The 26,047-nt window shown below is 63.1% G+C and carries 22 protein-coding genes; 14 read left to right on the top strand and 8 right to left on the bottom strand.

The genetic code is table 11. The features are described from left to right. Nucleotides 1–87: 87 nt before the first annotated feature. The 7 genes from ggt to VIM95_RS05595 all read left to right on the top strand — a co-directional run bounded on the left by ggt (nucleotide 88) and on the right by VIM95_RS05595 (nucleotide 6,897). Nucleotides 88–1,797: a gamma-glutamyltransferase gene (gene ggt, locus VIM95_RS05625; RefSeq protein WP_331983900.1), complete on the top strand. Its 1,710-nt coding sequence runs from the start codon at nucleotides 88–90 to the stop codon at nucleotides 1,795–1,797. A 5-nt stretch (nucleotides 1,798–1,802) separates the two neighbouring features. After that, nucleotides 1,803–2,150: a DUF1294 domain-containing protein gene (locus VIM95_RS05620; RefSeq protein ID WP_331983898.1), complete on the top strand. Its 348-nt coding sequence runs from the start codon at nucleotides 1,803–1,805 to the stop codon at nucleotides 2,148–2,150. 126 nt (nucleotides 2,151–2,276) lie between these two features. Continuing rightward, nucleotides 2,277–2,897 carry a DUF5655 domain-containing protein gene (locus VIM95_RS05615; protein WP_331983896.1) on the top strand — a complete coding sequence of 207 codons (621 nt, stop codon included), beginning with the start codon at nucleotides 2,277–2,279 and terminating at the stop codon, nucleotides 2,895–2,897. A 19-nt stretch (nucleotides 2,898–2,916) separates the two neighbouring features. Then, nucleotides 2,917–4,476 carry a S10 family peptidase gene (locus VIM95_RS05610; protein WP_331983894.1) on the top strand — a complete coding sequence of 520 codons (1,560 nt, stop codon included), beginning with the start codon at nucleotides 2,917–2,919 and terminating at the stop codon, nucleotides 4,474–4,476. Between the two features lie 17 nt (nucleotides 4,477–4,493). Continuing rightward, complete coding sequence (locus tag VIM95_RS05605; RefSeq protein WP_331983892.1) at nucleotides 4,494–4,865, top strand: EF-hand domain-containing protein; 372 nt, start codon at nucleotides 4,494–4,496, stop codon at nucleotides 4,863–4,865. Between the two features lie 14 nt (nucleotides 4,866–4,879). Further along, nucleotides 4,880–5,944, top strand: a complete 1,065-nt coding sequence (locus tag VIM95_RS05600; RefSeq protein WP_331983890.1) for an MBL fold metallo-hydrolase — start codon at nucleotides 4,880–4,882, stop codon at nucleotides 5,942–5,944. Between the two features lie 80 nt (nucleotides 5,945–6,024). Further along, entirely contained in the window at nucleotides 6,025–6,897 is an 873-nt protein-coding gene (locus VIM95_RS05595) for a DMT family transporter (RefSeq protein WP_331983888.1), read from the top strand. A gap of 236 nt (nucleotides 6,898–7,133) precedes the next feature. Here the strand turns inward: VIM95_RS05595 and VIM95_RS05590 are convergent, their stop codons facing one another. The 3 genes from VIM95_RS05590 to VIM95_RS05580 all read right to left on the bottom strand — a co-directional run bounded on the left by VIM95_RS05590 (nucleotide 7,134) and on the right by VIM95_RS05580 (nucleotide 9,499). Then, nucleotides 7,134–7,793, bottom strand: a complete 660-nt coding sequence (locus VIM95_RS05590; protein ID WP_331983886.1) for a 3-oxoacid CoA-transferase subunit B — start codon at nucleotides 7,791–7,793, stop codon at nucleotides 7,134–7,136. An 11-nt stretch (nucleotides 7,794–7,804) separates the two neighbouring features. Further along, the gene (locus VIM95_RS05585) at nucleotides 7,805–8,512 is read right to left on the bottom strand and encodes a CoA transferase subunit A (RefSeq protein ID WP_331983884.1); all 708 of its coding nucleotides are present in this window, start codon (nucleotides 8,510–8,512) and stop codon (nucleotides 7,805–7,807) included. A gap of 210 nt (nucleotides 8,513–8,722) precedes the next feature. Then, on the bottom strand, nucleotides 8,723–9,499 hold the full coding sequence (locus tag VIM95_RS05580; protein ID WP_331983882.1) for a 3-hydroxybutyrate dehydrogenase: 777 nt from the start codon (nucleotides 9,497–9,499) through the stop codon (nucleotides 8,723–8,725). A 532-nt stretch (nucleotides 9,500–10,031) separates the two neighbouring features. Here VIM95_RS05580 and VIM95_RS05575 point away from each other — a divergent pair. Further along, nucleotides 10,032–12,113 (top strand): S9 family peptidase, encoded by a 2,082-nt coding sequence (locus VIM95_RS05575; RefSeq protein WP_331983880.1) that lies wholly within the window; start codon nucleotides 10,032–10,034, stop codon nucleotides 12,111–12,113. A 42-nt stretch (nucleotides 12,114–12,155) separates the two neighbouring features. Here VIM95_RS05575 and VIM95_RS05570 read toward each other — a convergent pair whose 3' ends face one another. Then, nucleotides 12,156–12,599 (bottom strand): hypothetical protein, encoded by a 444-nt coding sequence (locus VIM95_RS05570; RefSeq protein WP_331983877.1) that lies wholly within the window; start codon nucleotides 12,597–12,599, stop codon nucleotides 12,156–12,158. Nucleotides 12,600–12,749: 150 nt separating this feature from the next. Between VIM95_RS05570 and VIM95_RS05565 the strand changes: the two genes are divergently transcribed. Continuing rightward, the gene (locus tag VIM95_RS05565; protein WP_331983874.1) at nucleotides 12,750–13,970 is read left to right on the top strand and encodes an MFS transporter; all 1,221 of its coding nucleotides are present in this window, start codon (nucleotides 12,750–12,752) and stop codon (nucleotides 13,968–13,970) included. Between the two features lie 4 nt (nucleotides 13,971–13,974). Here VIM95_RS05565 and VIM95_RS05560 read toward each other — a convergent pair whose 3' ends face one another. The 3 genes from VIM95_RS05560 to bioB form a co-directional block, all read right to left on the bottom strand. Further along, the gene (locus tag VIM95_RS05560; protein ID WP_331983872.1) at nucleotides 13,975–14,412 is read right to left on the bottom strand and encodes a hypothetical protein; all 438 of its coding nucleotides are present in this window, start codon (nucleotides 14,410–14,412) and stop codon (nucleotides 13,975–13,977) included. 185 nt (nucleotides 14,413–14,597) lie between these two features. Then, nucleotides 14,598–18,185, bottom strand: coding sequence for an alpha-1,6-glucosidase domain-containing protein (locus VIM95_RS05555; protein ID WP_331983870.1), 3,588 nt, complete (start codon nucleotides 18,183–18,185; stop codon nucleotides 14,598–14,600). A gap of 294 nt (nucleotides 18,186–18,479) precedes the next feature. Continuing rightward, nucleotides 18,480–19,475, bottom strand: a complete 996-nt coding sequence (gene bioB / locus VIM95_RS05550) for a biotin synthase BioB (RefSeq protein ID WP_331983868.1) — start codon at nucleotides 19,473–19,475, stop codon at nucleotides 18,480–18,482. A gap of 708 nt (nucleotides 19,476–20,183) precedes the next feature. Here bioB and pepA point away from each other — a divergent pair. Further along, the gene (pepA, locus tag VIM95_RS05545) at nucleotides 20,184–21,011 is read left to right on the top strand and encodes a flocculation-associated PEP-CTERM protein PepA (RefSeq protein ID WP_331983866.1); all 828 of its coding nucleotides are present in this window, start codon (nucleotides 20,184–20,186) and stop codon (nucleotides 21,009–21,011) included. A 37-nt stretch (nucleotides 21,012–21,048) separates the two neighbouring features. Here pepA and VIM95_RS05540 read toward each other — a convergent pair whose 3' ends face one another. Next, entirely contained in the window at nucleotides 21,049–21,990 is a 942-nt protein-coding gene (locus VIM95_RS05540; RefSeq protein WP_331983864.1) for a LysR family transcriptional regulator, read from the bottom strand. Nucleotides 21,991–22,086: 96 nt separating this feature from the next. Between VIM95_RS05540 and VIM95_RS05535 the strand changes: the two genes are divergently transcribed. The 4 genes from VIM95_RS05535 to VIM95_RS05520 all read left to right on the top strand — a co-directional run bounded on the left by VIM95_RS05535 (nucleotide 22,087) and on the right by VIM95_RS05520 (nucleotide 26,044). After that, entirely contained in the window at nucleotides 22,087–23,313 is a 1,227-nt protein-coding gene (locus VIM95_RS05535; RefSeq protein ID WP_331983862.1) for an MFS transporter, read from the top strand. A 124-nt stretch (nucleotides 23,314–23,437) separates the two neighbouring features. Then, on the top strand, nucleotides 23,438–23,782 hold the full coding sequence (locus VIM95_RS05530; RefSeq protein WP_331983860.1) for a CzcE family metal-binding protein: 345 nt from the start codon (nucleotides 23,438–23,440) through the stop codon (nucleotides 23,780–23,782). Between the two features lie 160 nt (nucleotides 23,783–23,942). Further along, entirely contained in the window at nucleotides 23,943–24,614 is a 672-nt protein-coding gene (locus tag VIM95_RS05525) for a heavy metal response regulator transcription factor (RefSeq protein WP_331983858.1), read from the top strand. Beyond that, nucleotides 24,611–26,044, top strand: coding sequence for a heavy metal sensor histidine kinase (locus VIM95_RS05520; RefSeq protein WP_331983856.1), 1,434 nt, complete (start codon nucleotides 24,611–24,613; stop codon nucleotides 26,042–26,044). The genes VIM95_RS05525 and VIM95_RS05520 overlap by 4 nt, the downstream gene beginning before the upstream one ends. The last annotated feature ends 3 nt before the right edge of the window (nucleotides 26,045–26,047 follow it).

Raw genomic sequence — 26,047 nt, 5'->3', positions numbered from 1 at the left:
GACCGCCTAGGGCTGGGGATCGAATATAAAGCGCAAGCGCGCCAGCGCTCGCTACACTCGCGCGGTTCCTGCTCTGGAGACCGCACCGTGCCCTTCCCCATCCTGCGCCCCACCCTGCTGGCCTTGGCGATGTTCAGCCTTGGCCAAGCTGCCGACCGCATTACCGACGCCCCCTTCGCCACCCGCTCGGAAGTGATCGCCCCGCACGCGATCGCCGCCACCAGCCAACCGCTGGCGACGCAGATTGCGCTCGATGTGATGAAACAAGGCGGCAACGCCATCGACGCGGCCATTGCGGCCGACGCAGCGCTGGGTCTGATGGAGCCGACCGGCGCCGGTGTAGGTGGCGATCTCTTCGCCATAGTCTGGGACGCCAAGAGCAAGAAGCTCTATGGCCTGAACGCAAGCGGCCGCTCGCCGCGCTCGCTCAGCTACGACAAGCTCAAGGCAGAGCTCGACAAGCAGGGCCTGAAGGAGCTGCCGCCGCTGGGCCCGCTGCCGGTCAGCGTACCGGGTGCGGTGGATGGCTGGTTCGAGCTGCATAAGAAGTTCGGCAAGCTCGCCATGCCGGCCATCCTCTCGCCCGCCATCCGCTACGCGCGCGAGGGCTTTCCGGTCAGCGACGTGATCAGCTACTACTGGAAACGCAACGTCCAGTCCTTGATCAAGTACCCCGGCATACGCGAACAGTTCACCAAGGATGGCGTCGGTCCATCCAAGGGCCAGCTGTGGACCAACCCGAATCTGGCCAATACCTACGAGAAGATCGCCAAGGGTGGCCGCGATGCATTCTACAAGGGCGATATCGCGCGGCAGATCGGCGCCTACTTCGCCCGCAACGGCGGCTACCTGAGCTACGAGGACCTGGCCAGCCACAAGAGCGAATGGGTAGAGCCGGTCTCCACCAACTATCGCGGTTACGATGTATGGGAGCTGCCGCCCAACAGCCAGGGCATCGCCGCCCTGCAGGCGCTCAACATACTGGAAGGCTACGACCTCAAGGCGGCCGGCTTTGGCAGCGTGCAGCATGTGCACTGGTTTGTAGAGGCCACAAAGCTGGCCTTTGCCGATCGCGCCAAGTACTACGCCGACCCGGACTTTGTGAAGGTGCCGGTGCAGCAGCTGATCAGCAAGCCCTACGCCGCCGAGCGCCGCAAACTGATCGGCGAGGAGCGGGCGCTGCAGAAGGTGGAGGCTGGCAATGTGGCGCTCAAGACCAGCGACACCATCTACCTGACCACGGCCGATGCCGAGGGCAATATGGTCTCGCTGATCCAGAGCAACTACCGCGGCATGGGCAGCGGCATGGCGCCGGAAGGCCTGGGCTTCATCTTCCAGGACCGTGGCCAGCTATTTGCCATGGAACCTGGCCACAACAACGTCTACGCCCCGGGCAAGCGCCCCTTCCAGACCATCATCCCCGGCTTTATCAGCAAGAACGGCCAACCCTGGGTGAGCTTTGGCGTGATGGGCGGCGATATGCAGCCGCAGGGCCACACCCAGATCGTGATGAACCTGGTGGACTTTGGCATGAACCTGCAGGAGGCCGGCGACGCACCACGCATCTATTGGGACACGCCGCAGCAACCCACCGGCGGCACCATGACCGACGGCGGCATGGTGAGCCTGGAGACGGGCTATCCCTACGCCACCATCCAGCAGTTGCTGCAGAAGCGCCACAAGATCACCTACGACCTGGGTGGCTACGGTGGCTACCAGGCCATCATGCGACTGCCCAATGGCGCCTGGGCCGGAGCGAGCGAGTCGCGCAAGGATGGCCAGGCAGCGGGTTACTGAGCACCGTGACGGTACTGCTGGCCGGGCTGCTGTTCGTAGCCGCATTGCTGGACCTGCTGTTGCGCCACAGCCCCTGGCAGAGCCTGGCCGGCCTCTATGCCGGCCAGAGCCTCTTGGCGCTGGCCGCCTACGGCTGGGACAAGCTGGCGGCCGTGCGGCAGCGCGCACGCCTGCCTGAGCGCAGCCTCTTGCTGATCGGTCTATTGGGCGGCTGGCCAGGCGCCTTGCTGGCGCAGCGCCTGTTCCGCCACAAGACCGCCAAGGCCAGCTTTCTGTGGCGCTTCTGGCTGAGCGTGGTCATCAACCTGGCCGCCTTGCTGCTGGCGCTGTATGACGGCCGGCTGCTCAGCTAGATTGCCAACGCGGTATGGCCAAAACTGGCCACCTCGCAACGGTTCTCGGACCGGAAGGCGCGTACACTTGGCTGCCGGTGCCGCGACCAGCTACCGTATCGGTAGCGACATCACATCCCTCCCTCCATGCCTTCTACCTCTTCCCGCTACGGTGTTCCACCCAGCGTCGGCATGATCCGCCAGTGGATCAATACCCTGCCCGAAAAAACCGGGCGCAGCCTTGATCAATGGTTGAGCTTGATCCGCGCAGAAGGCCCGAACGACGAGGCAGCGCGGCGCGAATGGCTCAAGACCGACCACAAGCTGGGCAGCCGTGCCGCCATCTGGCTGGCGGAACGGGCCGAGGGGCGCGGTACCGAAGAAGACTCGCCCGAGGCCTATTTGCACCATGCCGAGCTGTACGTCGCCAACATGTTCGCCGGTGACAAGGCGGGGCTGCTCCCTGTCTATGAGGCGCTACTGGATGTCGGCCTGGGCCTCGGGGCGGATGTCATGGCCTGCCCGGCCAAGACCATCGTGCCCTTCTATCGCAACCATGTCTTTGCCCAACTCAAGCCCAGCACCCGTACGCGGCTGGACTTGGGCCTGGCGCTGGGCAATATGGCCGTACCGGCGCGGCTGATCGACACCGGCGGCTACGCCAAGAAGGACAGGATCACCTACCGCATCCCCATCACGTCCGTCGCCGAGATCGACGACGAGGTTCGCCATTGGCTCAAACTGGCTTATACGCTGGACGAGAAATAGCCCAACAGGGAACACCGCCATGCGGCTGCCTGCTCTACCGAAGTACGCGCCTCTGCTCGCCCTGCTGCTGGGCTTGACCGCCTGCGGTGGTGGTGACGGCGCAACGGGGGGTGGCAACCCCACACCACCCGGTAACGGCGATGTGGCGCTGAATGATCCGGTCAGCTATTCCGGCGCGGCAGGCGCCTCGCTCGCCTCGGCGCAGGAACGCGCAGCGACTACCCACCACACCCTGCAGCTTGGCGGACAAACGCTGACCTATACCGCCACTGCCGGCCACCTCACTGCCAGCCAGCCGCAGAGCGGTGCGGCTGAGGCATCCTTCTTCTACGTGGCCTATACGCTGGATGGCCAGGCGGCATCACAGCGGCCGGTGACTTTCTTCTACAACGGTGGTCCGGGTTCGGCCAGCCTCTGGCTGCACCTGGGGTCTTATGGGCCGCACCGGCTGGTGACCGGCTTTCCCGCCACGACGCAAAACGCCCCCTTCCCGCTGGTCGACAATGCGGAGAGCCTCTTGGACGTGAGCGATCTGGTCTTTGTCGACGCGATCGGCACGGGCTACTCGGAGGCCATCGCCCCCTATACCAACCAACAGTTCTGGGGGGTGGATGCCGACGCTGCGGCCTTCCGCGACTTCATCCTGCGCTATCTGGCTGTGAACCAGCGCACTACCTCGCCCAAATACCTGTTTGGCGAATCCTACGGCACGCTGCGCAGCGGTGTGCTGGCAGACCTGCTGGAGTCGGCCGGGGTGCGGCTCGGTGGGGTGATCCTGCAATCCTCCATCCTCAACTACAACAGCAACTGCGCCGTGTTCGACCCCGGCCAGGTGAACTGCGCCGGCTTTTTGCCCAGCTATGGCCTCACCGGCGCCTACTACAAGCTGACCCAGCCAGCCCAGGGCGACCCGGTGAGCTATGCCGCCACGCTGCGCAGCTTCAGCAGCGTGAGTTACGGGCCTGCCGCAGACGCCTGGATCACCGCGCGTACCCCGCCCAGCGCCGGCTTGGTGAGCCAGTTGGTGAACTACACCGGTTTGGCGGCGAGTTTGTGGCAGGCCAATGTGGACCTCGACCCGACCACCTTCCAGTACGGTCTGTTGCCCGCCAGCCTGATCGGCCGCTACGATGCCCGCGTCAGTGCAATCAAGGGGACGGCCCTGGCCAGCGAAGGCGACCCGTCCTCGACCTTTATCACGCCCTCATTCAGCAGCACCCTACGCAGCTATCTGCCCGGCACGCTCAAGTACAGCAACAGCTCGACCTACACCGTTGCCAGCAATGCCATCAACAGCTGGATCTGGCAGCACGACGGCCAGGCGCTGCCGGACGTGCTGCCAGACCTCGCCGCCGCGCTGCTCCAGAACCCACGGCTGCGCCTGCTCTCGCTCAATGGCTACCACGATCTGGCCACGCCCTTCTACCAGACCGAGCTGGACCTGGCGCGGCTGGGAGCCGCCGCCAATGTGCAGATCCGCCATTACGCCAGCGGGCATATGAGCTACCTGGACGACACCGCCCGGCAGCAAGGCAAGGCCGATCTGGCCAACTTCTACCGCACGGCCCCGAGCCCCTGAAACCGGGAGGGATGATAATGGCCAAACTTTTGACAACCCTCTGCCTGCTGCTGGCCGGCGTGGTCTGCGCCGCCGCACCGGACATTGCGGATACCCGCGCCGGGCTCGCGCAACTGGGTGACCCTTATCTGCCCCCCGCCGCCCGCCAGCGCAGCACCCTACCGCCGGCAGAAGGCTCGGTGCTGCGTACTCTGGCGGTGGAAAAATTGCGCCGCCGCTTTGATGCTGCCGATGTAGGGCACACCGGCACACTGACCCAGGCACAGGCGCGCCAAGCCGGGCTGGGCTTTGTGGCCGACCACTTTGAGCAGATTGATCAGCGCCGCCAGGGCAGGATCAATTTTGACGATCTGCGCCTCTATATGCGTGAACGCGGCGCCAACCTCTGAACCCGAAAGATCGCATGATCAACTTGCTGCGCTACCTGCTGATCTGCCTCTGCCCCCTCTGGCTCATGGCCGCCAGCCGCTTCGAGCTGGTGAAGCTGGCTGACGGTGTCTATGCCACGGTGCGGACCGAACCGCCGGGTTTCGGGGTCGAATCCAACAGCGTCTTCATCATCAACGAGCAGGACGTGGTGGTGGTCGACGCGCAGTCCAATCTGGCTGCCACCCGCGAGGTCGTGAGGGCACTGCGCAGCCTGACCGACAAGCCGGTGCGCTATGTGGTCAACACCCACTGGCATGACGATCATATCGTCGGCAACCAGGTCTACCGCGAGGCCTACCCCGGCGTAAGCTTTATCGGCCACACCAAGGCACGCGACTATCTGCAGGATGCCGGCCTGAGAGCCCGGGAACGCTTCCATCGCGACGACGTGCCGCAATTCGCCGCCATGCTGCGCAAGGCGCTGGCAGATGGCAAATCGCTGGCTGGCAAGCCGCTGACTGACGAGGAAAGGCAGAGCTACCAGAGCGACCTTGTCCTGGCCGAAGGTTACGCGACCGTACCGCCGGACTTTCGCCCGCCCCTGCCCGACCTGACCGTGGACAACAGCCTGACACTCTGGCGCGGCGAGCGCAGTATCGAAATCCGCTATCTGGGGCGCGGCCATACCTCGGGCGACCTGGTGGTCTATCTGCCAAGCGAGGGCATTGTCTGCGCTGGCGACCTCATCGTCTGGCCCATCCCCTTGATCGGCGGCGACCAGTCGCACGTGGCCGACTGGTCGGCCACCCTGGGGCGCCTGGCGGCACTCAAGCCCAGCCTGATTGTGCCTGGGCACGGGCCCTTGCTGCGTGACGACCGCTATCTGCTGCAGATGCAGAACCTGATGCGGGTCGTGACCGAGCGTACCCACAGCGCCATGGCCGGCGGCACCACGCTGGAGCAGGTACAAAAGACGGTCAAGCTGGACGATCTGCGGCGCAGCTTTGCCGGTGACAGCCCGGTGCGCAATCTGCTGTTCTCCAGCTATGTGGCCGGCCCGGCCGTGACCAGTGCCTATCACGACCTGCAAGGCGGCTGAGCGCGATAGCATGCACTTAGCGGGTAGAATGCGGCTTTTGCCCTCCCTGCCGGCGCCTATGCACGCCCGGTGCCATTGCCATGAATCTCAGTGTCATCCTGCTGCTCTTCGTCACCTTGGTATGGGGGACGACCTTCCCGCTGCTCAAGTCCGCCTCCAGCAGCCTTTCCGGGATCGAGATCTCGGCGGCACGCTTTCTGATCGCCTCGGTCTGCATGCTGCCGTTCGCCATCAAGGCACCGGCGCGGGCCTGGCGCGACGGTGCGGTGCTGGGCGCGCTGGCACTGACCTCCTATGTGGCGCAGGCCTATGGCCTGGAGCATATCTCCTCCAACCGCAGCGCCTTCCTCACCAGTCTCAACGTTCTGATGGTGCCTTTTCTGGGTCTCTGCTTCGGTGGCCGGCTGAGCTGGCCGGTACTGCTGGCCTCCACCATGGCCTGCGTGGGCATAGGGTTGATGTCCTGGGAAGGGGGCGGCAATTGGCAAGGCGACGGCGCTACCCTGATCTGCGCCCTCGCCTATGCGCTCTACACCATCTTGCTCTCGCAGCGTAGCGGTCGGCACGAGGCTCGGCACCTGGCGGCCACGCAGATCATCTTTATGGCCGTATTCGCCTCGCTGTGGGTCGGGCTCACCGGCATCAATGAACCCCGCTTTGCCACTCTGCCCTCGCGCCTGCAGGAACATGCTCCCAACCTGATCTACCTGGGCCTGATCGCCACCGCCGGCATGCTGATGCTGCAGGCGCAGGCGCAGCGCAATGTCAGCGCCGACAAGGCCGCCGTGATCTATGCCATGGAGCCCGTCTTCGCTGCCCTGTTTGGCTGGCTGTTGCTGAGCGAATCCCTGACCGTGCAGGCCGGCATCGGCGGCGGCATGGTGGTGGTGGCGGTAATCCTCAGTGAGCTCAAGCCGGCGCCAAAGCCTGGATCCAGTCCGAAGGCCGCCTAATCTAAAGCTACAACCCTGGCGCCCGGAAGACCCGGGCGCTAGTCATCTTCGAAAACTGCACCAGCGGCTTCCCTGATTTATTCCCGACCCGCCCGCCGGCGGGGAACCTCGCTACGCTCGTCGGCACATTACCCAAAGACGTGCACACCGGAACGATGTGGGCAGGACTCGTAATCACATCGAGAACAAAAAGGCCGGCAATTGCCGGCCTTTTGCGTTACTCCGCAGCAGGGTGATCAGCCCTTGCGCAGCGGCGAGAAGTCCAGCGGCACGGCGGTCTTCTCGGCGATCTCGGCCTCGGTCACACCCGGGGCCAGCTCGTGCACCGAGACGCCCTTGGGGCCGACGTGCATGACGCCCAGGTCGGTGATGATCATATTGACCACACCCACGCCGGTCAGCGGCAGGTTGCACTTGGGCAGGATCTTGGCTTCTTCGGTGCCGTCCTTCTTCTTGGCCACGTGCTCCATCAGCACGATCACCCGGCCTACACCGGCTACCAGGTCCATGGCGCCACCCATGCCCTTGACCATCTTGCCCGGGATCATCCAGTTGGCCAGGTCGCCATGTTCGCTGACCTGCATGGCCCCCAGGATGGCGAGGTTGATCTTGCCGCCACGGATCATGCCGAAGCTGTCGCTGGAGCTGAAGATTGCCGAGCCGGGCAGAGTGGTAATGGTCTGCTTGCCGGCGTTGATCACATCGGCGTCGACTTCGGCTTCCGAGGGGAAGGGGCCGATGCCCAGGAGGCCGTTCTCGGATTGCAACCAGACTTCCATGCCGGTGGGCACATGGTTGGCCACCATGGTGGGCAGACCGATACCGAGGTTCACATAAAACCCGTCCTGCAGTTCCTTCGCAGCGCGGGCGGCCATTTCATCGCGGTTCCATGCCATTTGGCCTCTCCTTAACCGTTCGGGTTTTCGCGGGTGGTACGCTTTTCGATACGCTTTTCCGGCTTGGCATTGAGCACGATGCGGTGCACGAAGATGCCAGGCGTGTGGATGGCGTCCGGATCGAAGGTACCGGTCTCGACGATCTCCTCGACTTCGACCACGGTGATCTTGCCGGCCATGGCGACATTGGGGTTGAAGTTGCGGGCGGTGCGGCGGTAGATCAGGTTGCCGGCCTTGTCGGCCTTCCAGGCCTTGACCAGCGAGATGTCGGCGGTCAGCGCATGCTCCAGCACATACATCTTGCCGTTGATCTCACGCGTTTCCTTGCCCTCGGCCACCAGGGTGCCGTAGCCAGTTGCGGTATAGAAGGCGGGAATGCCGCTACCACCAGCGCGCAGCTTTTCCGCCAGGGTGCCCTGGGGCGTGAACTCGAGCTCGAGTTCGCCGGCCAGGTACTGGCGTTCAAATTCCTTGTTCTCACCCACGTAGGACGAGACCATCTTGCGGATCTGCCGGGTCTCCAGCAGTTGGCCAAGGCCGAAGCCATCGACGCCGGCATTGTTGGAAATGGCGGTCAGGTTGCGTGCGCCACTGTCACGCAGGGCGGCGATCAGGGCCTCGGGGATGCCGCACAGGCCGAAGCCGCCGACGGCGATGGTCTGGCCATCCTGCACCAGTCCGGCAAGCGCTGCTTCTGCGCTGGGGTAGATTTTGTTCATGGATGTTTCCTACTGCGGTTAGTAGATCGGTGGACGGATACGGTGCGCAGCGGCTCGCCGCCGTCCCGGTCCGGCAAGGGGTGGCTGCAGGACAGGCAGCACTCTACAGGGAACTTCCAGAAACCTCACTTCGTCGCCATGTGGCGCCGCACCTGGAAGCCCTCATACAAACTGGGGCGCCACATTCAAACCAGGCGCCCTTCAACATAGCTACTGAGCAACCCAGCCGCCATCCACATTCCAGGCCGCGCCGCGGATCTGGGATGCTGCAGGGCTACAGAGAAAGACCGCCAGTTGGCCCAATTGTTCGGGCGTGACGAAGTCGCGCGAGGGCTGCTTTTCCGACAGCAGGTCGACCTGCGCCTGTGCCAGGCTCAGGCCACCGGCCTGGGCGCGGGCCTCGATCTGCTTTTCAACCAGCGGGGTACGCACCCAACCGGGGCAGATGGCATTGCAGGTGACGCCGGTTTGCGCCAGCTCCAGCGCCACCACCTTGGTCAGGCCCACAAGACCATGCTTGGCCGCCACATAGGCAGACTTCTGTACCGAACCGACCAGGCCATGAACCGAGGCGATATTGATGATGCGGCCCCAGTTACGCGCCCGCATGTCGGGCACGGCCAGGCGGATGGTATGAAAAGAGGCGCTGAGGTTGATCGCGATCACCGCATCCCAGCGCTCCGGCGGGAAGTCCTCGACGCTCGCCACGTGCTGGATACCGGCGTTGTTGACCAATACGTCCACACCACCAGCCTCACGTGCCGCGTAGGCCATCAGGTCGGCGATCTCACCAGGCTTGCTCATGTCGGCCGGGTGGTAGTGGGCGGCCACACCCAGTTCGGCGATCTGACGTCGGGCCGGTTCCGCGTCACCAAAGCCGTTGAGCACGATATTGGCTCCCTGCTTGGCTAGCTCCAGCGCCATGCCAAGACCTATGCCGCTGGTGGAGCCGGTGACCAGCGCCGTTTTGCCTTTGAGCGATTGCATCGAAATACTCCATCCGCCGCCTGGGCAGCGAAAGCAGGATGTTTGCAGCCGGTGCCAGGCACCAGGGATGCGCCGCCTACATCCGGGATCATAGTCAATGGGGATCAACTCGCCGGCCGGAGCCGACTGTATGAAATATCGCTTGTCTCCATTACGTCTTATCGGCGGTCCTGGCTGATAGCCTGCGGGCTGCCGTACCGCTGTCTGCACCTTGCGGGTGCTGCACCGGCGCTGAGCTACAGCAGCATCCGTGCCACGCCTACACAAAATTGAGCTTTTACTTTAAAAACAATCATTTGCCGGCAACGAACCCACACCAAGCCGGCCTGAGCTGACAACTCTGGCAGACCATCTGTCCAGCCCGGCAGACAGAGCACGCACCCTGCTGGTACTGCGGCCGTCCAAACTGCCGGAAAACCTGGGACAACTGCCCGGCTTGGCGAGCACCAGCCCACCTGCCAAGCACTGGGCAAGCGCAGCGGCGCCGGCTTGGTTATGCTTGGCGCTTTCGACCTATGCATACCCAGACGCCATGGCCAAAGCCGACAAGCCGTCCTCCCTCCTGCCGCCCGTGGCGGCCAAGCAGCCCAAGGCGCTGAGCCGCCACGGCGAAACCCGCATCGATGACTACTTCTGGCTGCGTGACAAGGACGACCCAGCCACGTTGGCCTATCTGCAGGCTGAAAATGCCTATGCCGAGGCGTTCACCCAGCCGACCAAGGCCTTTGAGGACAAGCTCTTTGAGGAAATGAAGGCGCGGATCAAGGAAGACGACAGCTCAGTTCCCTACCGGCTGGGCGGCTACTACTACTATTCGCGCTTTGAGAAGGGCTCGCAGTACCCCTTGCTATGCCGCAAGGCCATCGCCGCCGACGGCCGCTGGCAGGAGAGCGCCGAACAGTTACTGCTGGACATCAACCAACTCGCCAAGGGCAAGCCCTTTATGGCGGTAGGTGAGTTCGAGGTGAGCCCGGATGGCCAACTGCTGGCTTACTCCACCGATTCCACCGGCTTTCGGCAATACCGTTTGCAGATCAAGAACCTGCAGACCGGTAAGCTCTTGCCCTTCAAACGCGAGCGCGTCACCTCGGCCGCCTGGGCCATGGATGGCCGGACCCTGTTCTACACCACCGAAGACAAGCAGACCAAGCGCTCCAACCAGCTCTGGCGGCACCGGTTGGGACAGGTGGAGGACAGGCTGATCCACGAAGAGCGGGACGAGCGCTTCGGCATGGACGTGTTCCTGACCCGTAGCGAAGGCTATCTGGTGCAGCAGATCAGCAGCCATGTCACCTCCGAGATCCGCTACCTCAAGGCCGACCGACCCAATGGCCGCTGGAAGGTGCTGGCCCGCCGCAAGGCCGAGGTACAGTACAACCTCGACCACCACGGTGAGGACTTCTACATCCGCATCAATGACACCGGCCGCAACTATCGGCTGGTGAAGGCGCCGGTGGCCGACCCGGCCCGCGCCAACTGGCAGGAGCTACTGCCCGAGCGCGCCGATGTGATGTTGGAGGGCCTGGACCTGTTCAAGCACTTCCTGGTGGTACACGAGCGGGTCAAGGGCCTCAACCAGTTGGTGATCACCGACCTGCGCAGCCAGCAAAGCCATGCCGTGGCCTTTGATGAGCCGGCCTATAGCCTGGGTACCGAGGCCAACGCCGAATGGGACAGTACGGTCTATCGCTACAGCTATGAATCGATGACCACGCCGGACACGGTCTACGACTACGACATGGTGGCGCGCAGCCAGGTGCTGATGAAGCGCCGGCCGGTGCTGGGTGACTTCGACCCGTCCCGCTACCAGACCGAGCGTATCTGGATCACCGCCCGTGACGGTGTGTCGGTACCGATCTCGCTGGTCTACCGCAAGGGCAGCCGGCTCAAGGACGGTGCGCCGCTGTGGCTGGAGGGTTATGGCGCCTATGGCATCCCCAATGACGTGTACTTCTCCGGTAACCGCCTGAGCCTCCTGGACCGCGGCATGATCTACGCCGTGGCGCATATCCGCGGCGGGGGCGATCTGGGTGAGAAATGGCATGACGCAGGCAAGATGGCGGAGAAGATCCACACCTTCCACGACTTCATCGACTGCGCCGAAGGGCTGATCAAGCAGGGTTATACCCGTAGCGACAGGCTGGTGATCGAGGGCGGCAGCGCAGGTGGCCTATTGATGGGTGCGGTAAGCAATATGCGCCCGGATCTCTTCCGCCTGGTGGTTTCGGAAGTACCTTTCCTTGATGTGCTCACCACCATGCTGGACGCCAGCCTGCCGCTGACGGTGGGCGAATACGAGGAATGGGGCAACCCCAACAAGAAGGCGGAGTACGGCTGGATGCGCGCCTATTCGCCCTACGACAACCTCGCAGCCCAGCCCTACCCCACCATTCTGGTGAAGACCTCGCTCAACGACAGCCAGGTCATGTACTGGGAGCCGGCCAAGTATGTGGCCAAGCTACGTACGCTCAAGACCGACACCAACCCGCTCCTCCTGGTGACCAATATGGGCGCCGGCCATGGCGGCGCCAGTGGCCGCTTTGACCGGATCAAGGAGATCGCCTTCGACTACGCCTTTGTGCTGGGCCAACTGGGCCTGGCTGACAAGGCATAAACAAAAGGCCGGCATCTGCCGGCCTTTTTCATTTCATGACACTCACGCGGGGATGGCAGTCAGGCCACCCACCGGCAGGGTCTTGCGGTACGCGTTGATGCGCAGCCAGTACATGATCCACAGCACGAAGCCGACCAGTGCAGCCAGCATGCCGATCAAGGGGATGACCGACGCGACCGAGCAAACTGCGATCCCGATCGCCATGGGCAAGGCACCGTCGTTCTGCTGACCCGCTGCCTGGTAGTCCTTCTGGATGGCGCTCGACAGCATGCAGATGTAGACCAGGTGCCAAATACCACCCAGGATGGGAATGAAGGACAACCAGATCAAGGCGCCTTCAAACGGCTTATTGGCCGGGCTGAGCTTGTTCATGGTCCCCTGTAGGGCGATGCAGTAAAAAATCGCGGCAATCAGGAAGGGAATGATCAGCAGGACAAAGAAAATGCCCATTCCTGCCAGTACTCCCATTGCGTGTGCGTCCGACATGTTTGCTTCCTCTGGTTTTGTTGGCGTATGGCGCGGCAACAGCCGCGTGCAGGCACTATAAGCCAGCTGCGGCGCGGTGGCTGCCGCCGCACGTGCATACCGGTATCAAATCGTCATTAATGCCAATACCGGCACTACAATCGCCGGCCTATGGCCGATACCCCGCTCTACCGTCACCGCCCCTTCCTCATGCTCTGGCTGGGCAGCGTCGCTTCCAGCTTTGGCCTGGCGATCGCCCTGCTGGCCGAGACCTGGTATGCGGTCAACGTGCTCCAGCTCAAAGCCGAGCTCGGCTACATCATGCTGGCCGGCACCTTGCCGCGCATCGCACTGATGGCGCTGGGAGGGGTACTGGCAGACCGGCTGCCGCGTGGCCGCATCATGGCGGCGAGCTTTGTCTGCCGCGCGGTGCTGATGGGTGCGGTTGCCTGGGCGATCCAGGCCGGGCAGATGAACCTGCCGCTGTTGATCGGCATGGCCGCCCTCTATGGCGCGCTGGACGCCCTCTTCTGGCCAGCGCGTGATGCCATCCTGCCGGCGCTGCTCGGTGGCAGCCTGCTGACCCGCGCCAATGCCTGGCTGCTGGCCACCAACCAGCTGGGGCTGGTGTTCGGCCCGGTGCTGGGCGGCATCCTGCTGGCGGCCCTACCCTTCCAGGCCGTGTTCGGACTCACGGCCGTGGTCATGCTGCTTGGTGCCATCGCCTGTGCAGTCATTGCCGAGCCCCGCCACGAATTAGGCCGGCATGCTCCCCTGTGGGTCTCGCTCAAGCAAGGTTTCGCCAGCGTGCGCGACACACCGGTGCTGCGCACGCTGCTACTGGTCTATGCGGTCGCCAATCTGCTGTTCATGGGCCCAATGGGCTTCGCCCCACCGCTCCTGGCTGCCAGCCTGCCTGGTGCCAGCGCTGGCCTCTTGGCCCAATTGCAGAGCGCCTTTGCCGGCGGCATGCTGGCCGGAGGCGTATTGCTGGCCCTACGGCCGCCCCAGCACAAGCGTTTGGCACTCATCTGCTGGGTGATCGCCATCGAGGGAGGCCTCTTGGCCATACTGCCGCAACTGGGTGCGGTGGCCGCCACCGTGGTGCAGTTCGCCATCGGCTTCTGCATAGCCTGCAACAACGTGCCCATGCTGGCGCTGCTGCAGCAATACACCCCGGCCGACCGCATAGGCCGGGTCATGAGCCTCAATAGCACCGCTTCGCTGGGCCTCACGCCTCTTTCCTACGCCCTCTCCTCGGGGCTGCTATCGGCCGGCCTATCGCTGGGCAACCTCACCGCCGTGGGTGGGCTGGGCCTGACGCTATGCTGTCTGGCCCTGCTGGCTGCTTCCCCCACCGTCCGCCAAGCCGACCACCCGGCCCGGACCTGAAGCCCTACTTCGGCACCAACTCCTGCATGGTCTTGTCGCCAACGATCTCCCGCATGTCGGAGCGCTTGATCATCATCTGCACCTGCCGCTCCTCGCTGCCTACGACCTTGGCGGCGATGGCGTCGAACTTATCGTTCAGGCCATCAAAGGCGGCCCAGCTCTTGTATTCCACCATCAGGAGCAGGTCCCAATCCTCACGGTTGGACGCCTCGCCGACCAGGATCTTGTGCGACAGCACCAAGCCCTGCTTCTGGGCCTCCTCCATGGTCCTTTTACGGACTGGCAATACCTCGCGCAGATAGGCATCGAACATGCCGGGCTTGACCTTGATAAAGGTCAAGCCCCAGACCGAACCTTCCTTGTAGGGCTTGGGCTCATCGGCCTGGGCCGGCCAAGCGAGGAGGAAGATAAGACTGAGCAGCAGGCTTACACGCAGCAGCATGACGGTTCTCCCGAACAAAGGTGCCCGAGGCGGGCACTCACATGACTAGCACGCTAGGACAGCCAGGACGGAGCGCCAGCCGCGGCGACATTTTTCTGACAGGAGGCAAAAAAAAAGCGCCTCCCGAGGGAGGCGCAAGTGCGTGCCACTATGCAGGCTGGCTGGCGCCGATGACGCCATGGTCCCTACGACACGACGCAAACTACCGCGGAACGCGCGGGTATCTTGAAGCTACCGGTATTGCCACAGGCGGTGGCTGCAGCTGCCCTCACCCGGCTATCGGCCGCAGCAGCAGCTGATTGCACCGGGTGCAAGACATAGGCCTTGCCCGCCTCGGCCGGCAGGCTGAGGGTCTGGTCCACCTTGTCCACGTTCACGAAGTACAGCAGCTCGCTGTAGCCGGCCCCGGCATAGCCATGGCCATCAAGATGGGCGGCGATCAGGCTGGGTAGCTGGCTGGAGCCGGTGTTGTAGAAGGTCAGTCTCTGCTTTACGTCGTCGGCCGTGCGCAAGCGGAAAAGGCTGCTGCTCTTGCGTATGGCCAACAGGTCACGGAATGCATCGCGCGCGTAGGCGATCTCGCTACTGCCGGGCTTGATGGCTGCATTGACCAATAGCGGCTTGATCACGCCGTAGTTATCACCGTTGTCCGCCTTGTTGGGCGCGCCTACACCGAAGTTGTTGTCGGTGTAGCTCCAGTCCAGCCGATTGAACCAGTCACCCGAGTTGTAGCTGTTGCGATCCATGGACTTGGAACGCAGGGTGTCGATACCGGCATGGAAGTAGGCCACGCCCTGGCTGAAGCTGTTGAGCGCCGCACCCAGCATCTGTACCCGCGCCCTATCGCTCTTGCTGATCGCCAACGGCAACTTGTAGGCGTCAATATCGAACAGGGTCTGGTTGTCGTGGTTCTCGACGTAGTTGACCACCTCCTGCGGGTCGGACACATAGCCGGCAGGCTGGCCGCCATAGTCGATCTCGGAGAGCTTGCGTACCGTGTCCTGGTAGGTATTGAGCGGATAGTCGCGTAGCGAGCCGGCCAGTCCGACCTTGACCATATCGCCGGCGGCCAGCAGGTCGTTGCGCGTCTTATTGGCGCCCGAGCCGTTGTCATCGTAGAACAGGCCGCTGATATAGCCCTGGTTACGCACCAGGTCATTGCCACCGTCGAAGGGTCCGCCGCCACGGATCGCATCGCGCGCCCTGTCGCTGAAGGTGGCAATGCCCGAGCCATTGAGCGAGAGCTGCGAAGCCTGCACAAAGCGCGCCCCGTTGGCGACCTCACCAAAGTTCCAGCCTTCGCCCACCAACTGTACCTCGCGGTTGGCGGCGGCATTGACCGCGGCCTTGAGCGTCTCCATCACCCTGCGGGGCTGGTGCGCCATCAGGTCGAAGCGGAAGGAATCGATCTTGTACTGGGTGGCCCAGGTCTTGACCGAGTCGATCATCAGCTTGCCCATCATCAGGTTCTCGGTCGCGGTATTGGCACAGCAGGTCGAGCTCTCCACTCCGCCGGTCGCATTGAGCCGCTGGTAGTAGCCCGGTACGATGCGGTCCAGCACAGACTTGGCATCCTGCCCCGCCGCGCTGGTGTGGTTGTAGACCACGTCCATGCCGACCCGCAGCCCCGCCTTGTGCAAGGCCATGACCATCTGCCGGAACTCCAGCACCCGCTTGGCACCATCGGCTGCATCCGAAGCGTAGCTGCCCTCCGGCGCGGTGTAGTGGTAAGGGTCGTACCCCCAGTTGAAGCAGTCCTCGTCCTTCACGGCAGCCACGGCGGCCTGCTGGTCTTCCGCATCGGCTGCGGCGCTTGGCACGGCCGGGTTCTTGCAGCCCGCTTCCGGCACGGTGGCGATATCGAATACCGGCAGCAGGTGCACATCGGTCAGGCCGGCGGAGGCCAGCGCCTTGAGGTGCTTCATGCCATTGCTGCCCTCCTCGGTAAAGGCCAGGTATTTGCCACGGTTGGCGCTGCTGACCGTGCTGTCGTTGACCGAGAAGTCACGGACATGCAGCTCGTAGATGGTCATGTCTTCCTGCGCCGGCAACGATATGCCGCTGCTGGCATCCCAACCGGCTGGCTTGAGGTTGGCGGCGTCGAGGCTAGCGAGGTAGCTGCGCGCCGAGTTGGTGGTCAGGCTGATCGAGTACGGGTCGGTCACTCGGTTGCGCACCACGCCGGTACCGCGGACAAATACGTCCACGAGGTAGGTGTAGTACTTGCCGCTGAGGTCACCGGGCTTGCTCAGGCGCCACACGCCAGTTACTGCGTCGCGCGTCATGGCTTCAATGCTCGTGGCTTTGCCGCTGCCACTGTCGTAGATGCAGGCCTGCACATTTTGCGCAGTAGGGGCCCAGAGTTTGAGGTTGCTGTTGCCGCCAGCCACCGTAGCGCCCAGATCAGTGACTGACTGGGCAGTGGCGAACTGCTCATCCAAGGCACCAGCCAATTGCGCAGTGGTGGCGTTCTGGGTCTTGCCGTCGCCGTTCTCCTGCACCAGCACCAGCTGGTTGGTATGCAGGTCGGCAAGGCGCGCAAGGTCAGCATCCTTGACCTTGAGCACCACGCCGGGGGCAACAAAGGCAAAGCGCGTCGCCGCATCGGCCGGCACGGCGGCGCCCGTCTCCAGCGCAAGTGCGCCGTCGGCTCCGCTTACGGCCGTGTCCTTGGCTACCTTGATCTGGCCATTGAGACTGTAATAGAGCTTGAACACCCCGCCGGTATCGACCTTGGGCCACTGCAACAGCTGCTTGCTGAGCCAGTAGGCCTGCGCGTCGACACTGGACGCCGAGCGTGTATCGGGCGCGGCGGCATAGACCGTGGCGTCCTGCTGCAGCAGCCAGATCTCGGCCACTTGGTTGGCAACCTTGAGAGCGGCGTAGTTGACCTTGATATTGTCGCTGCGGCCGTCCTTGTCATCATTGCTGGGCTGCCCAGCACCACCCAGGCCATGGATGATGAATTCCAGGCCCTTGCGGCTGGCATCCTGCTTGGGGTTGAGCACGGGGATATCGAATACCACCTCGGCGCTGCCCTGGCTGTAGTTCGCCAGTTGGGCAAAGGGCACCGGCTTGTTCCAGTTCTCGATCACTGTGCCGGCCGGCAGGCGGCTGGCATCGAGCCCGCTGCCGTTCCACAGGTGCAGGCCCCAGCCGCCGTATTGGGCATCGAAGCGCTTGTAGTGCACCCGCAATGTCGCAAGGTCCGGCGCCGCGCCCGCCAGCGGGTTGCTGGTGTAGTTGACCTTGTCGCCAGCGATCTTCCAGATCTCCTTGCCATCGGCCACCTTCCAATACTGCTGCTCATCGGTCCCGGTCTTGCCGCTCCAGCCGGAGGGTTCGCGGTTGCTGTCGCCATTGTGGAGGATGAAATTGAAGGCCTCGGCCGTGACCGGCACGTCCCAGTAGGCGCCGTAGTTGTCGCTACCGGTCGGGCTCTTGCCGGGCCAACCACCCAGCGCCTCGCCGGGGGCGTTGTAGACGTAGGTCTGCCAGCCGCTGTAGTTGCCGTCCGGCCGGTTGTAGTGAATGCGTACGCTGCCTGCGATCGGGGTGCTGCCGCCACTGCCTGCAGCCGGCACGGCGAAGAGCACCTTCTGGAAATCGGTGCTGTCGCAAGAGGCAATATCGCTATTGGCTGGCGGGGTAGTCCCACCATTGCCGGGGTTGCCGTCACCGCCGCCACAGGCGGCGAGCAGCAGGCTGGCAGCCAGGCCGGCGCAGAAAACGCGCAGCCGGGCCCAGCACACTGGGTCGCGTGGGAATTGCATGGGTCATCACTCCGTTTATGTCGCCCTCAAGGGGCAGGTTTATTGTGCGATGCAGCGAGCCATTCCGTAGTAAGGCATTGAAGTTACGGAATTTTGTACTGCACCAGTCTCTTTGTGACGGAGTGGCGCACGGCGGTCAAGTCAACCAGCAATACCGGTCTGGTCATCCCTGATAAATCACCGCTGACCAGCGATTGAACCAGCAATACCCAATGAAAACGCCACCGGCAAAGCGGTGGCGTAGTGTGTAATTGGCTTATCCGCAGTTACTTATTTCATGCGGGGTCGCAGCATTTACAGTGGCTGCAGATCAAGCTTCTCGAACAGGCGGCGGTCTCCATCCGCTTCCGGGTTGCCGGTGGTCAAAAGCTTGTCACCATAGAAGATGGAATTGGCACCGGCCAGGAAACAGAGCGCCTGGACCGATTCGGGCATCTGCTGCCGGCCAGCCGAGAGGCGCACAAAGCTCTTGGGCACCACGATGCGGGCCACGGCAATGGTGCGCACGAACTCGCTCCAGTCTATGCCTTCCTGGTCGGCCAGGGGCGTGCCCTCGACCTTGACGAGGTTGTTGATGGGCACCGACTCCGGCTGCGGATCGAGGTTGGCCAGCTGGGTCAGCAGGCCAGCGCGCTCCTCGCGACTTTCACCCATGCCCACGATGCCGCCGCAGCAGACACTCATGCCCGATTCGCGCACCTGGCGCAGGGTGTCGAGACGGTCGTCATAGCCGCGGGTACCGATGATGTCGCCGTACTTCTCGGGCGCGGTATCGAGGTTGTGGTTGTAGTAGTCGAGGCCGGCATCCTTGAGCTCCCCGGCCATGCCTTCCTTGAGCATCCCTAGCGTGGCGCAGGTCTCAAGGCCTAGCGCCTTGACGCCTGCGATCATCTGCTTCACTTCATCCAGGTCACGCTGCTTGGGGCCACGCCAGGCGGCACCCATGCAAAAGCGCGATGCGCCGGCGTTCTTGGCGGCCTGGGCGGCGGCGAGTACCTCATCCAGCGGCAGCAAGTCCTGACTGGTCACGCCGGTATCGTAGCGGACCGATTGCGGGCAGTAGCCGCAGTCTTCCGGGCAGCCGCCGGTCTTGATCGACAGGAGGGTGGAAAGCTGCACCTTGTTCGGGTCGAAGTGTTCGCGGTGCACAGTCTGGGCGCGGAACAGCAGGTCGTTGAACGGCAGCGCGAACAGGGCCGCCACCTCCTCCACAGTCCAATTGCGGATTTCGGCATGCGGTACCGGTTTCTTGTGGAAGGCCAAGGCTTGCGGGGCAACAGCTTGATTCATGGCTTGGGGAAGCAGTCTTGTTGGTCTAGGCCGCGATTCTTGGGGTCTACGGCGACCTTGTCAAATCCGGCGATCCAGAATTTTGACTGCTGCGCAAAATTTATACAGCAAGCAAGCGCTTGGGTGCTGCCTTCCTACTATCGGGCTCATCGATGCGACATGAATTGCCAGTTGCGGCAGCCATTTTTCTGTTGATTGGCCGTAGCCGACACTTGCCGCAGCGGCCTAATGCAATTAGCTCGTACCAGGTCAAATCAATTATCACTATTTTCAAATGCGCGAATTATTACGAACCATGCAAATTCATAGAGAAGTACCACCCACCTATCATGACTGCTTCTGCACCACCTGGTATTTAACGACAACATAGACAGCGGGGCCCATTTAACGCCAACCCTATACTCAAGCTCTACCCGGCCTGCCTCACAAGCAGCCTAAAACGCATCACCTGGCTCACTATCTTGTCCCGTCAAACTGCTATAGCGCGATGCTACCTTTAGCCGGTCAATTGGCTGTTTACATGTCAATTTACACGCAAATATAACCCCCGAGTCCAATGTCGATATTGCTTACAGATCAGGATTCCATCCTCTACGTTTATTCATGCTCAATCAGCACCAATAAGCTTTTTCAGACAATGGCATAAAACCTGCTGAATAGTGCGCCGCGGAAATTTCGCGCATATAAACACTCCAGGAGGTTAATACCATGCAGACGATGAAAGCCCTCAGGGCTGGCTTGTTTACACTATTGGGCGGCTATGCCTTGGCCGCCACGGTCGGTGCACCGGTCGTGATCAGCGAAGGCGGCATACCCGATGCCATGAACTCGACCCGCCCGGTCGATCAGCTCAGCGGGCAGTATGACGAAGTCTTTACTGCCACCAGTGCCAGTAACTTTGTCACCGAGGCGATCTTCAAGGCCGGTAGCTGGTTCCGCAACGGCAGCCCAACACCGACTCAGCTCAATGCCCCCACCCAGCTTGGTAACAACACGTTTACCAATGGCTATGGCCTGTATGTCAAGTTCTCCTCGGTCGGCACCTACAAGGCCGACCCCAAGGGCTTTACCTTTACCGGTGGCAATGGCTACCTTGAGCTGTGGCTCGATACCAAGCAGGATACCGACTACCGGGTAAAAACCAGCGGCATAGGCAGCATCGGCAATCTGGACCTCGCTTCCGGTGCCGGGAGTATTACTGACGACATTCTGCTTGGTAGCGCCAGTTCGGTTCTGGCGGGCGAAGGCGCGGGCGTAGCCGGCCTGGCAAACGGCAACTTCGAGCTGATCTTCAACAACTGGTCGTTGACCAAGGCGGGGACCGGATACTTCGTTTCTCCCAACCCCTTCTATCTGCTCCTCGACCTGAATGGCAATTTCCAGAACTTCCAGCCGGTCAGTGGCTCCAGCATCCAACTGATGAACAACTCGGCCAATGCTTTCTTCGTGCCTGAGCCGGGTCTTTTGCTGCTGAGCGGTATCGGCCTCTTCGGTGTGGCGATCACGCGCCGCCGCCGGGCCTATACGCCGGCTTGAGCCGATAGCTAGCCTGCGCATGGCGTGCCCGGCCTGCTCAACCGATCAGGCCGGGTACGACCTCGCGCATGGCATCCACAAAGCGGCGCAGGCGCGCCGGATAGAAGCTGGCATAGGGGTAGACCAGATACATGGGCAGGGGTTTGGCGTACCAGCCCGGTACCAGGTGTACGAGCCTCCCCTGCTCAATCTCGTCGGTAAACAGCCAGGATGAACCTACGCAGACCCCCAGCCCCAGTACCGCGGCGGTACGGATGGCATACAGGCTGTCGGTACTGAGCCGAGGCTGGAAGCGCAAGTGGCAGGTATCACCGCTCTGGCGGTGGGTGAGCACGATATCGTTACGGTAGAAGGTTCGCATGGCCAACCAGGGCAACTCGGCCAGCCGCTCCGGCGCCTCGACCGTCAGACCCGCGCCGATCAGCGCGGGCGCGGCCACCACGGTGCGCGGTACCTCGGCCAGCTTGATCGCTACGAGGTTGGGGTCGCGCACCTCTCCCACATGGATGGCGCAATCAATGCCCTCGGCAATGAAGTCCGGCTGGCGATCATGCAGCAACCACTCCACCGCCACTTTGTCGTGCTCGTTGAGAAAGTCCGCCAGCGGGCCGACCAGCATCTGCTGACCAAAGGCATGCGGCACAACGACGCGCAACAAACCCTCAGGCTCTTCCCTTACTCCCTTGAGGCCGGACTCGAAAGCCGCCCAGTTGGCCAACAATTCCTTGGCGCCGGCAAAGCAGCGTACGCCATCCTCGGTCAGCCGCATGCTGTGGGTGGAGCGCTGCAGCAGGCGCACGCCCAGGGAGCGCTCTAACAATTGCAGCCGGCGGCTTACCGTGGGCTGGGTCGTACCCAGCTGCGCTGCGGCCGCAGAGAGACTGCCCGCTTCCACGATGCGGACAAAGGTCTGCATCAGCTCGATCCGGTCCATACCGGCCGACAGGGGCCCAGGAAGGGAGGTGATTTCATCGTTCATACGCAATACGTATAGCAATTCTTCGCGCCAGTCGTCTACCGAATAATGGTCACAGCGACGACACTGGCGCCACTTCCGCTCACCCAATGACCTGCAATGTCCACCCTCGCCCAAGCCAGTCCGCTGCCGCACAGCGTCGCAGCTTCCCATCCGCTCACCTCTCGCCTGGTACTGCTGCTTGCCAGTGGTACCGGCTTTTCAGTCGCCTCGCTCTACTACAGCCAGCCCATGCTGGGCATCATGGCCGCCGGCCTAGGCGTGCCCGATACCGAGATCGGGCTCGTACCTACCTTGACCCAGCTTGGCTACGCCCTGGGCATCCTGCTGTTCATTCCGCTGGGTGACCGTTTCGACCGCAAACGCATCATCCTCATGAAGGCCGCCGTGCTGACCCTGGCCCTGCTGGTCGCCGCCATGGCCCCAGGCTTGGGCTTGCTGCTGGGCGCCAGCCTGGTGATTGGCCTCTCCGCCACCCTGGCGCAGGACATCGTACCCGCCGCGGCCAGCCTGGCGCCTGATGCGAGCCGCGGCAAGATCGTCGGTACGGTCATGACCGGGCTCTTGTTGGGCATCCTCCTGTCACGAGTGGCCAGCGGCTTTGTGGCCGAGCACTTCGGTTGGCGAGCCATGTTTGTGGTCGCCAGCGCCAGCATCGCCACCTTCGGCTTGATCGCCGCACGTGGCCTGCCCAACTTTGTACCGACCACCAACCTCTCCTACCATGCGCTGCTGGGCTCGCTCTCCGCACTCTGGCGCAAGCATGCCGCCCTGCGCCGTGCTGCACTGGCGCAAGGTTTACTGTCGGTGGGATTCAGCGCCTTCTGGTCCACCCTGGCAGTCATGCTGCATGGCGCGCCCTTCCACTTTGGCAGTGCCGCCGCCGGCGCCTTCGGCCTGGCGGGTGCCGCCGGTGCATTAGGTGCCCCCATTGCCGGCCGCATTGCCGACAAGCATGGCCCCGAACTGGTCACTCGCTTGGGCGCGGTTCTGACCGCCGTGTCCTTCGCCGCCATGTTGGCCTCACCGTTGTTGTCGCCCAGCGCGCAGCTATGGTTGATCGGCCTGAGCGCCATCGGTTTCGACCTGGGTGTACAGGTCAGCCTGGTGGCCCACCAGACCATCATCTTCGGCATCGAACCTGCTGCCCGCAGCCGGCTCAACACGGTGCTGTTCGTGGCGATGTTTACCGGCATGGCCAGTGGGGCCGCGCTGGGTAGCCAGGCGCTCGCGCACTGGGGCTGGGTAGCAGTCGCCGCGCTGGCCACCACCGCTTCGCTGGCTGCACTGGTGGTACGGTTATGGCCGGGGCCACGCCCGGAATAGGCCAAGGCGTGTAATCGTTTTGTAATTGTTGGGTCATGGTTCGGTTAGCGGCGGGTGCTTATTCTGCCCGCCATGGCCCGGGAGCAAGCCGCTCCCGGGGCCGCTAACCAAAGGAACCCTGACCATGCTGAAACGTACCCGTACCCTCTCCCTGATCGCCGCCGGCATTGCCGCCACCCTGTCGCTGGGCGCCTTTGCCGCCCCGACGCCTCATACCCCGGCCTACTATGGCCGGTCGGTTGCCAGCCAAGGCATCGACCAGAAGGTCGAGGTCCAGCCCCAGACCCGCTGGGTCAACGTCACCAACGGCGACACCGTGACCTTCAGCAACGGTGGCCAGACCTTCAGCTGGCACTTCGACACCCTGCATCATGATGACAACTTCGATCTGGCCGAGATCGCCCCGCAGGGCTTCCAGGCTGGCAAGGTCCGCGTCTATGTGGCCCCGAATGCTGCCGAACTGGGTTGAGTCCCTGGCCTTCCGGGCTTGGCTGCAGTTCGCCCAGCCCGGTCGCCTGGCTGTCTTGCCAGTCGATGGGTCCGCGGTCATGCTTGCACTGAGCGTGACCGCAGCAGCAGCCGTGGCACGCCGTCTACAAGTTGATTCAAAGGCCCCTGGGAGTTGAGCAGTGCGCATCCTGATCGTGGAAGACGAGCCCAAGACCGGCGACTATCTCTACAAGGGATTGAAGGAATCCGGGTATGTACCCGACCTGGCACGCAATGGCCATGACGGCCTGCACCTGGCTTCCGAGCAGCACTACGACCTGATCATCCTGGATGTGATGATGCCGGGTCTGGACGGCTGGCAGGTACTGACCGAGCTGCGCCGCAAGCTCTCCACGCCCGTGCTCTTTCTGACCGCGCGTGACGACCTTGCCGACCGCATCAAGGGCCTGGACCTCGGCGCCGACGACTACCTCGTCAAGCCCTTCTCCTTTGCCGAATTGCTGGCGCGCATCCGCACCCTGCTACGGCGCGGCCCGCCGCGCGAGAAGGAACTGCTGCAACTGGCCGACCTGCAGATCGATGTACTCAAGCACAAGGTGACCCGCGCCGGCGTGCGCATCCAGCTCACCAGCAAGGAGTTCGCCCTGCTGCACCTGCTGGTCGCCCACGAGGGTGAGGCGCTATCCCGCGCGCAGATCGCCTCCCAGGTCTGGGACATGAATTTCGACAGCGATACCAATGTGGTGGACGTGGCCATCCGCCGCTTGCGCGCCAAGGTGGACGAGCCCTTCGAGTCCCGCTTGATCCACAGCGTACGCGGCATAGGCTACCGTTGCGAGGTCGAGTCGTGAGGTCTGTCTCACCAGCCGGCAGCGGCCGCTACTCGCTGACGAAACGACTGGCGCTGCTGTTCGCCGTGCTGTCGTTCGCCGTGATCGCCGTCATCGGTACCACGCTGTACCAGATGTTGGCCGGCCAGCTGGCGCGGCGGGATGACATTGCGCTGATCGCCCGCATCGACCAGCTGCGTACCCTGCTCAAGGATGGCGATGCCATGGCGCTGATCCGCGAGAAGCCGCAGATCTTCGCCAATATGATGAACAACCGTGAAGCCAGCCTGCTGCTGCGCTATCCCGGCCAGGCACCGCTGATCGAAGTCAACCCGGCCCACCACCCCTATGCCGATCTGCAACCGGTGCCGGTAGACCAGGCCATCAACCTGAACCATGTGCGGCATTACCAGGACAACGGCGTACCGGTCAGTGCCGTCTCGGCACTGGCCCACACCAGTGACTCAAGCCAGGTGCTGGAGATCATCTCGGCGCGTCATATGTACGAGCGCACCGCCATGCTGCAGCTCTACCAGCAGCGCATCTGGGCGGTAGCACTGCTGGGGGCCCTGCTGTTGGCCGGGCTGGGCTACCTGTTGGTACGCCGTGGCCTGGTGCCGCTGCACCAGCTTGCCCGCCAAGCCGATGCGATCAATGTGACCAACCTCGGTGAACGCCTGGATAGCCAGCATGCCCCCAGCGAGCTGATGCCGCTGGTCCTGGCCCTCAACAATATGCTGGGCCGGCTGGCCGAAGGCTTTGCCCAGCTCAAGCAGGTCTCGGCCGACCTCGCGCACGACCTGCGCACTCCCATCAACAATCTGCTGGGCCAGACCCAGGTGACGCTGGCGCGCAAACGCAGTGTGGAAGAGTACGAGCTGTTGCTCGCCTCCAATGTGGAGGAGTTCGAGCGGCTGATGCGCATGGCCGACAATATGCTGTTCCTGGCCCGTACCGAACACGCCCAGACCATGCTGGAGCTGCAGGAGGTACAGCTGGCAACCGAGCTGCAGCGCCTTGCCGACTACTTTGAAGGCCCGGCAGAAGAGCGCGGCCTGCGCATCGAAGTCAGCGCCAAGGGCCAGGTGCTGGCCGATCCCATCCTGCTGCGGCGAGCGCTTGGCAACCTGCTGGCCAATGCAGTCCGCCATGCCGACGCAGACAGCACCATAGCCCTGCAGACCGGCCAGGACGACACCGGCACCTGGCTGGCGGTAGAGAACACCGGTTCCACCATCCCGGCGGAACACCTGGAGCGCTTGTTCGATCGCTTCTATCGTGTTGACGCAGCCCGCAGCGATTCGACCCAGTCGAGCGGATTGGGGCTCTCCATCGTGCGCAGCATCATGCAGTTGCACCACGGCCGCTATGCGGTCAGCAGCCAGGATGGGCGGACCCGCTTCACCCTCCTCTTTCCTCGCACCGTACCGGCAGCTAACAGCGCCGACTGACGC

Source organism: Chitinimonas sp., assembly GCF_036568685.1.
In the GTDB taxonomy this organism is placed as follows: Bacteria; Pseudomonadota; Gammaproteobacteria; order Burkholderiales; family Chitinimonadaceae; genus Chitinimonas.
Note: the sequence above shows the minus strand (reverse complement) of the source record. Positions and strands in the feature narration are given on the sequence as shown.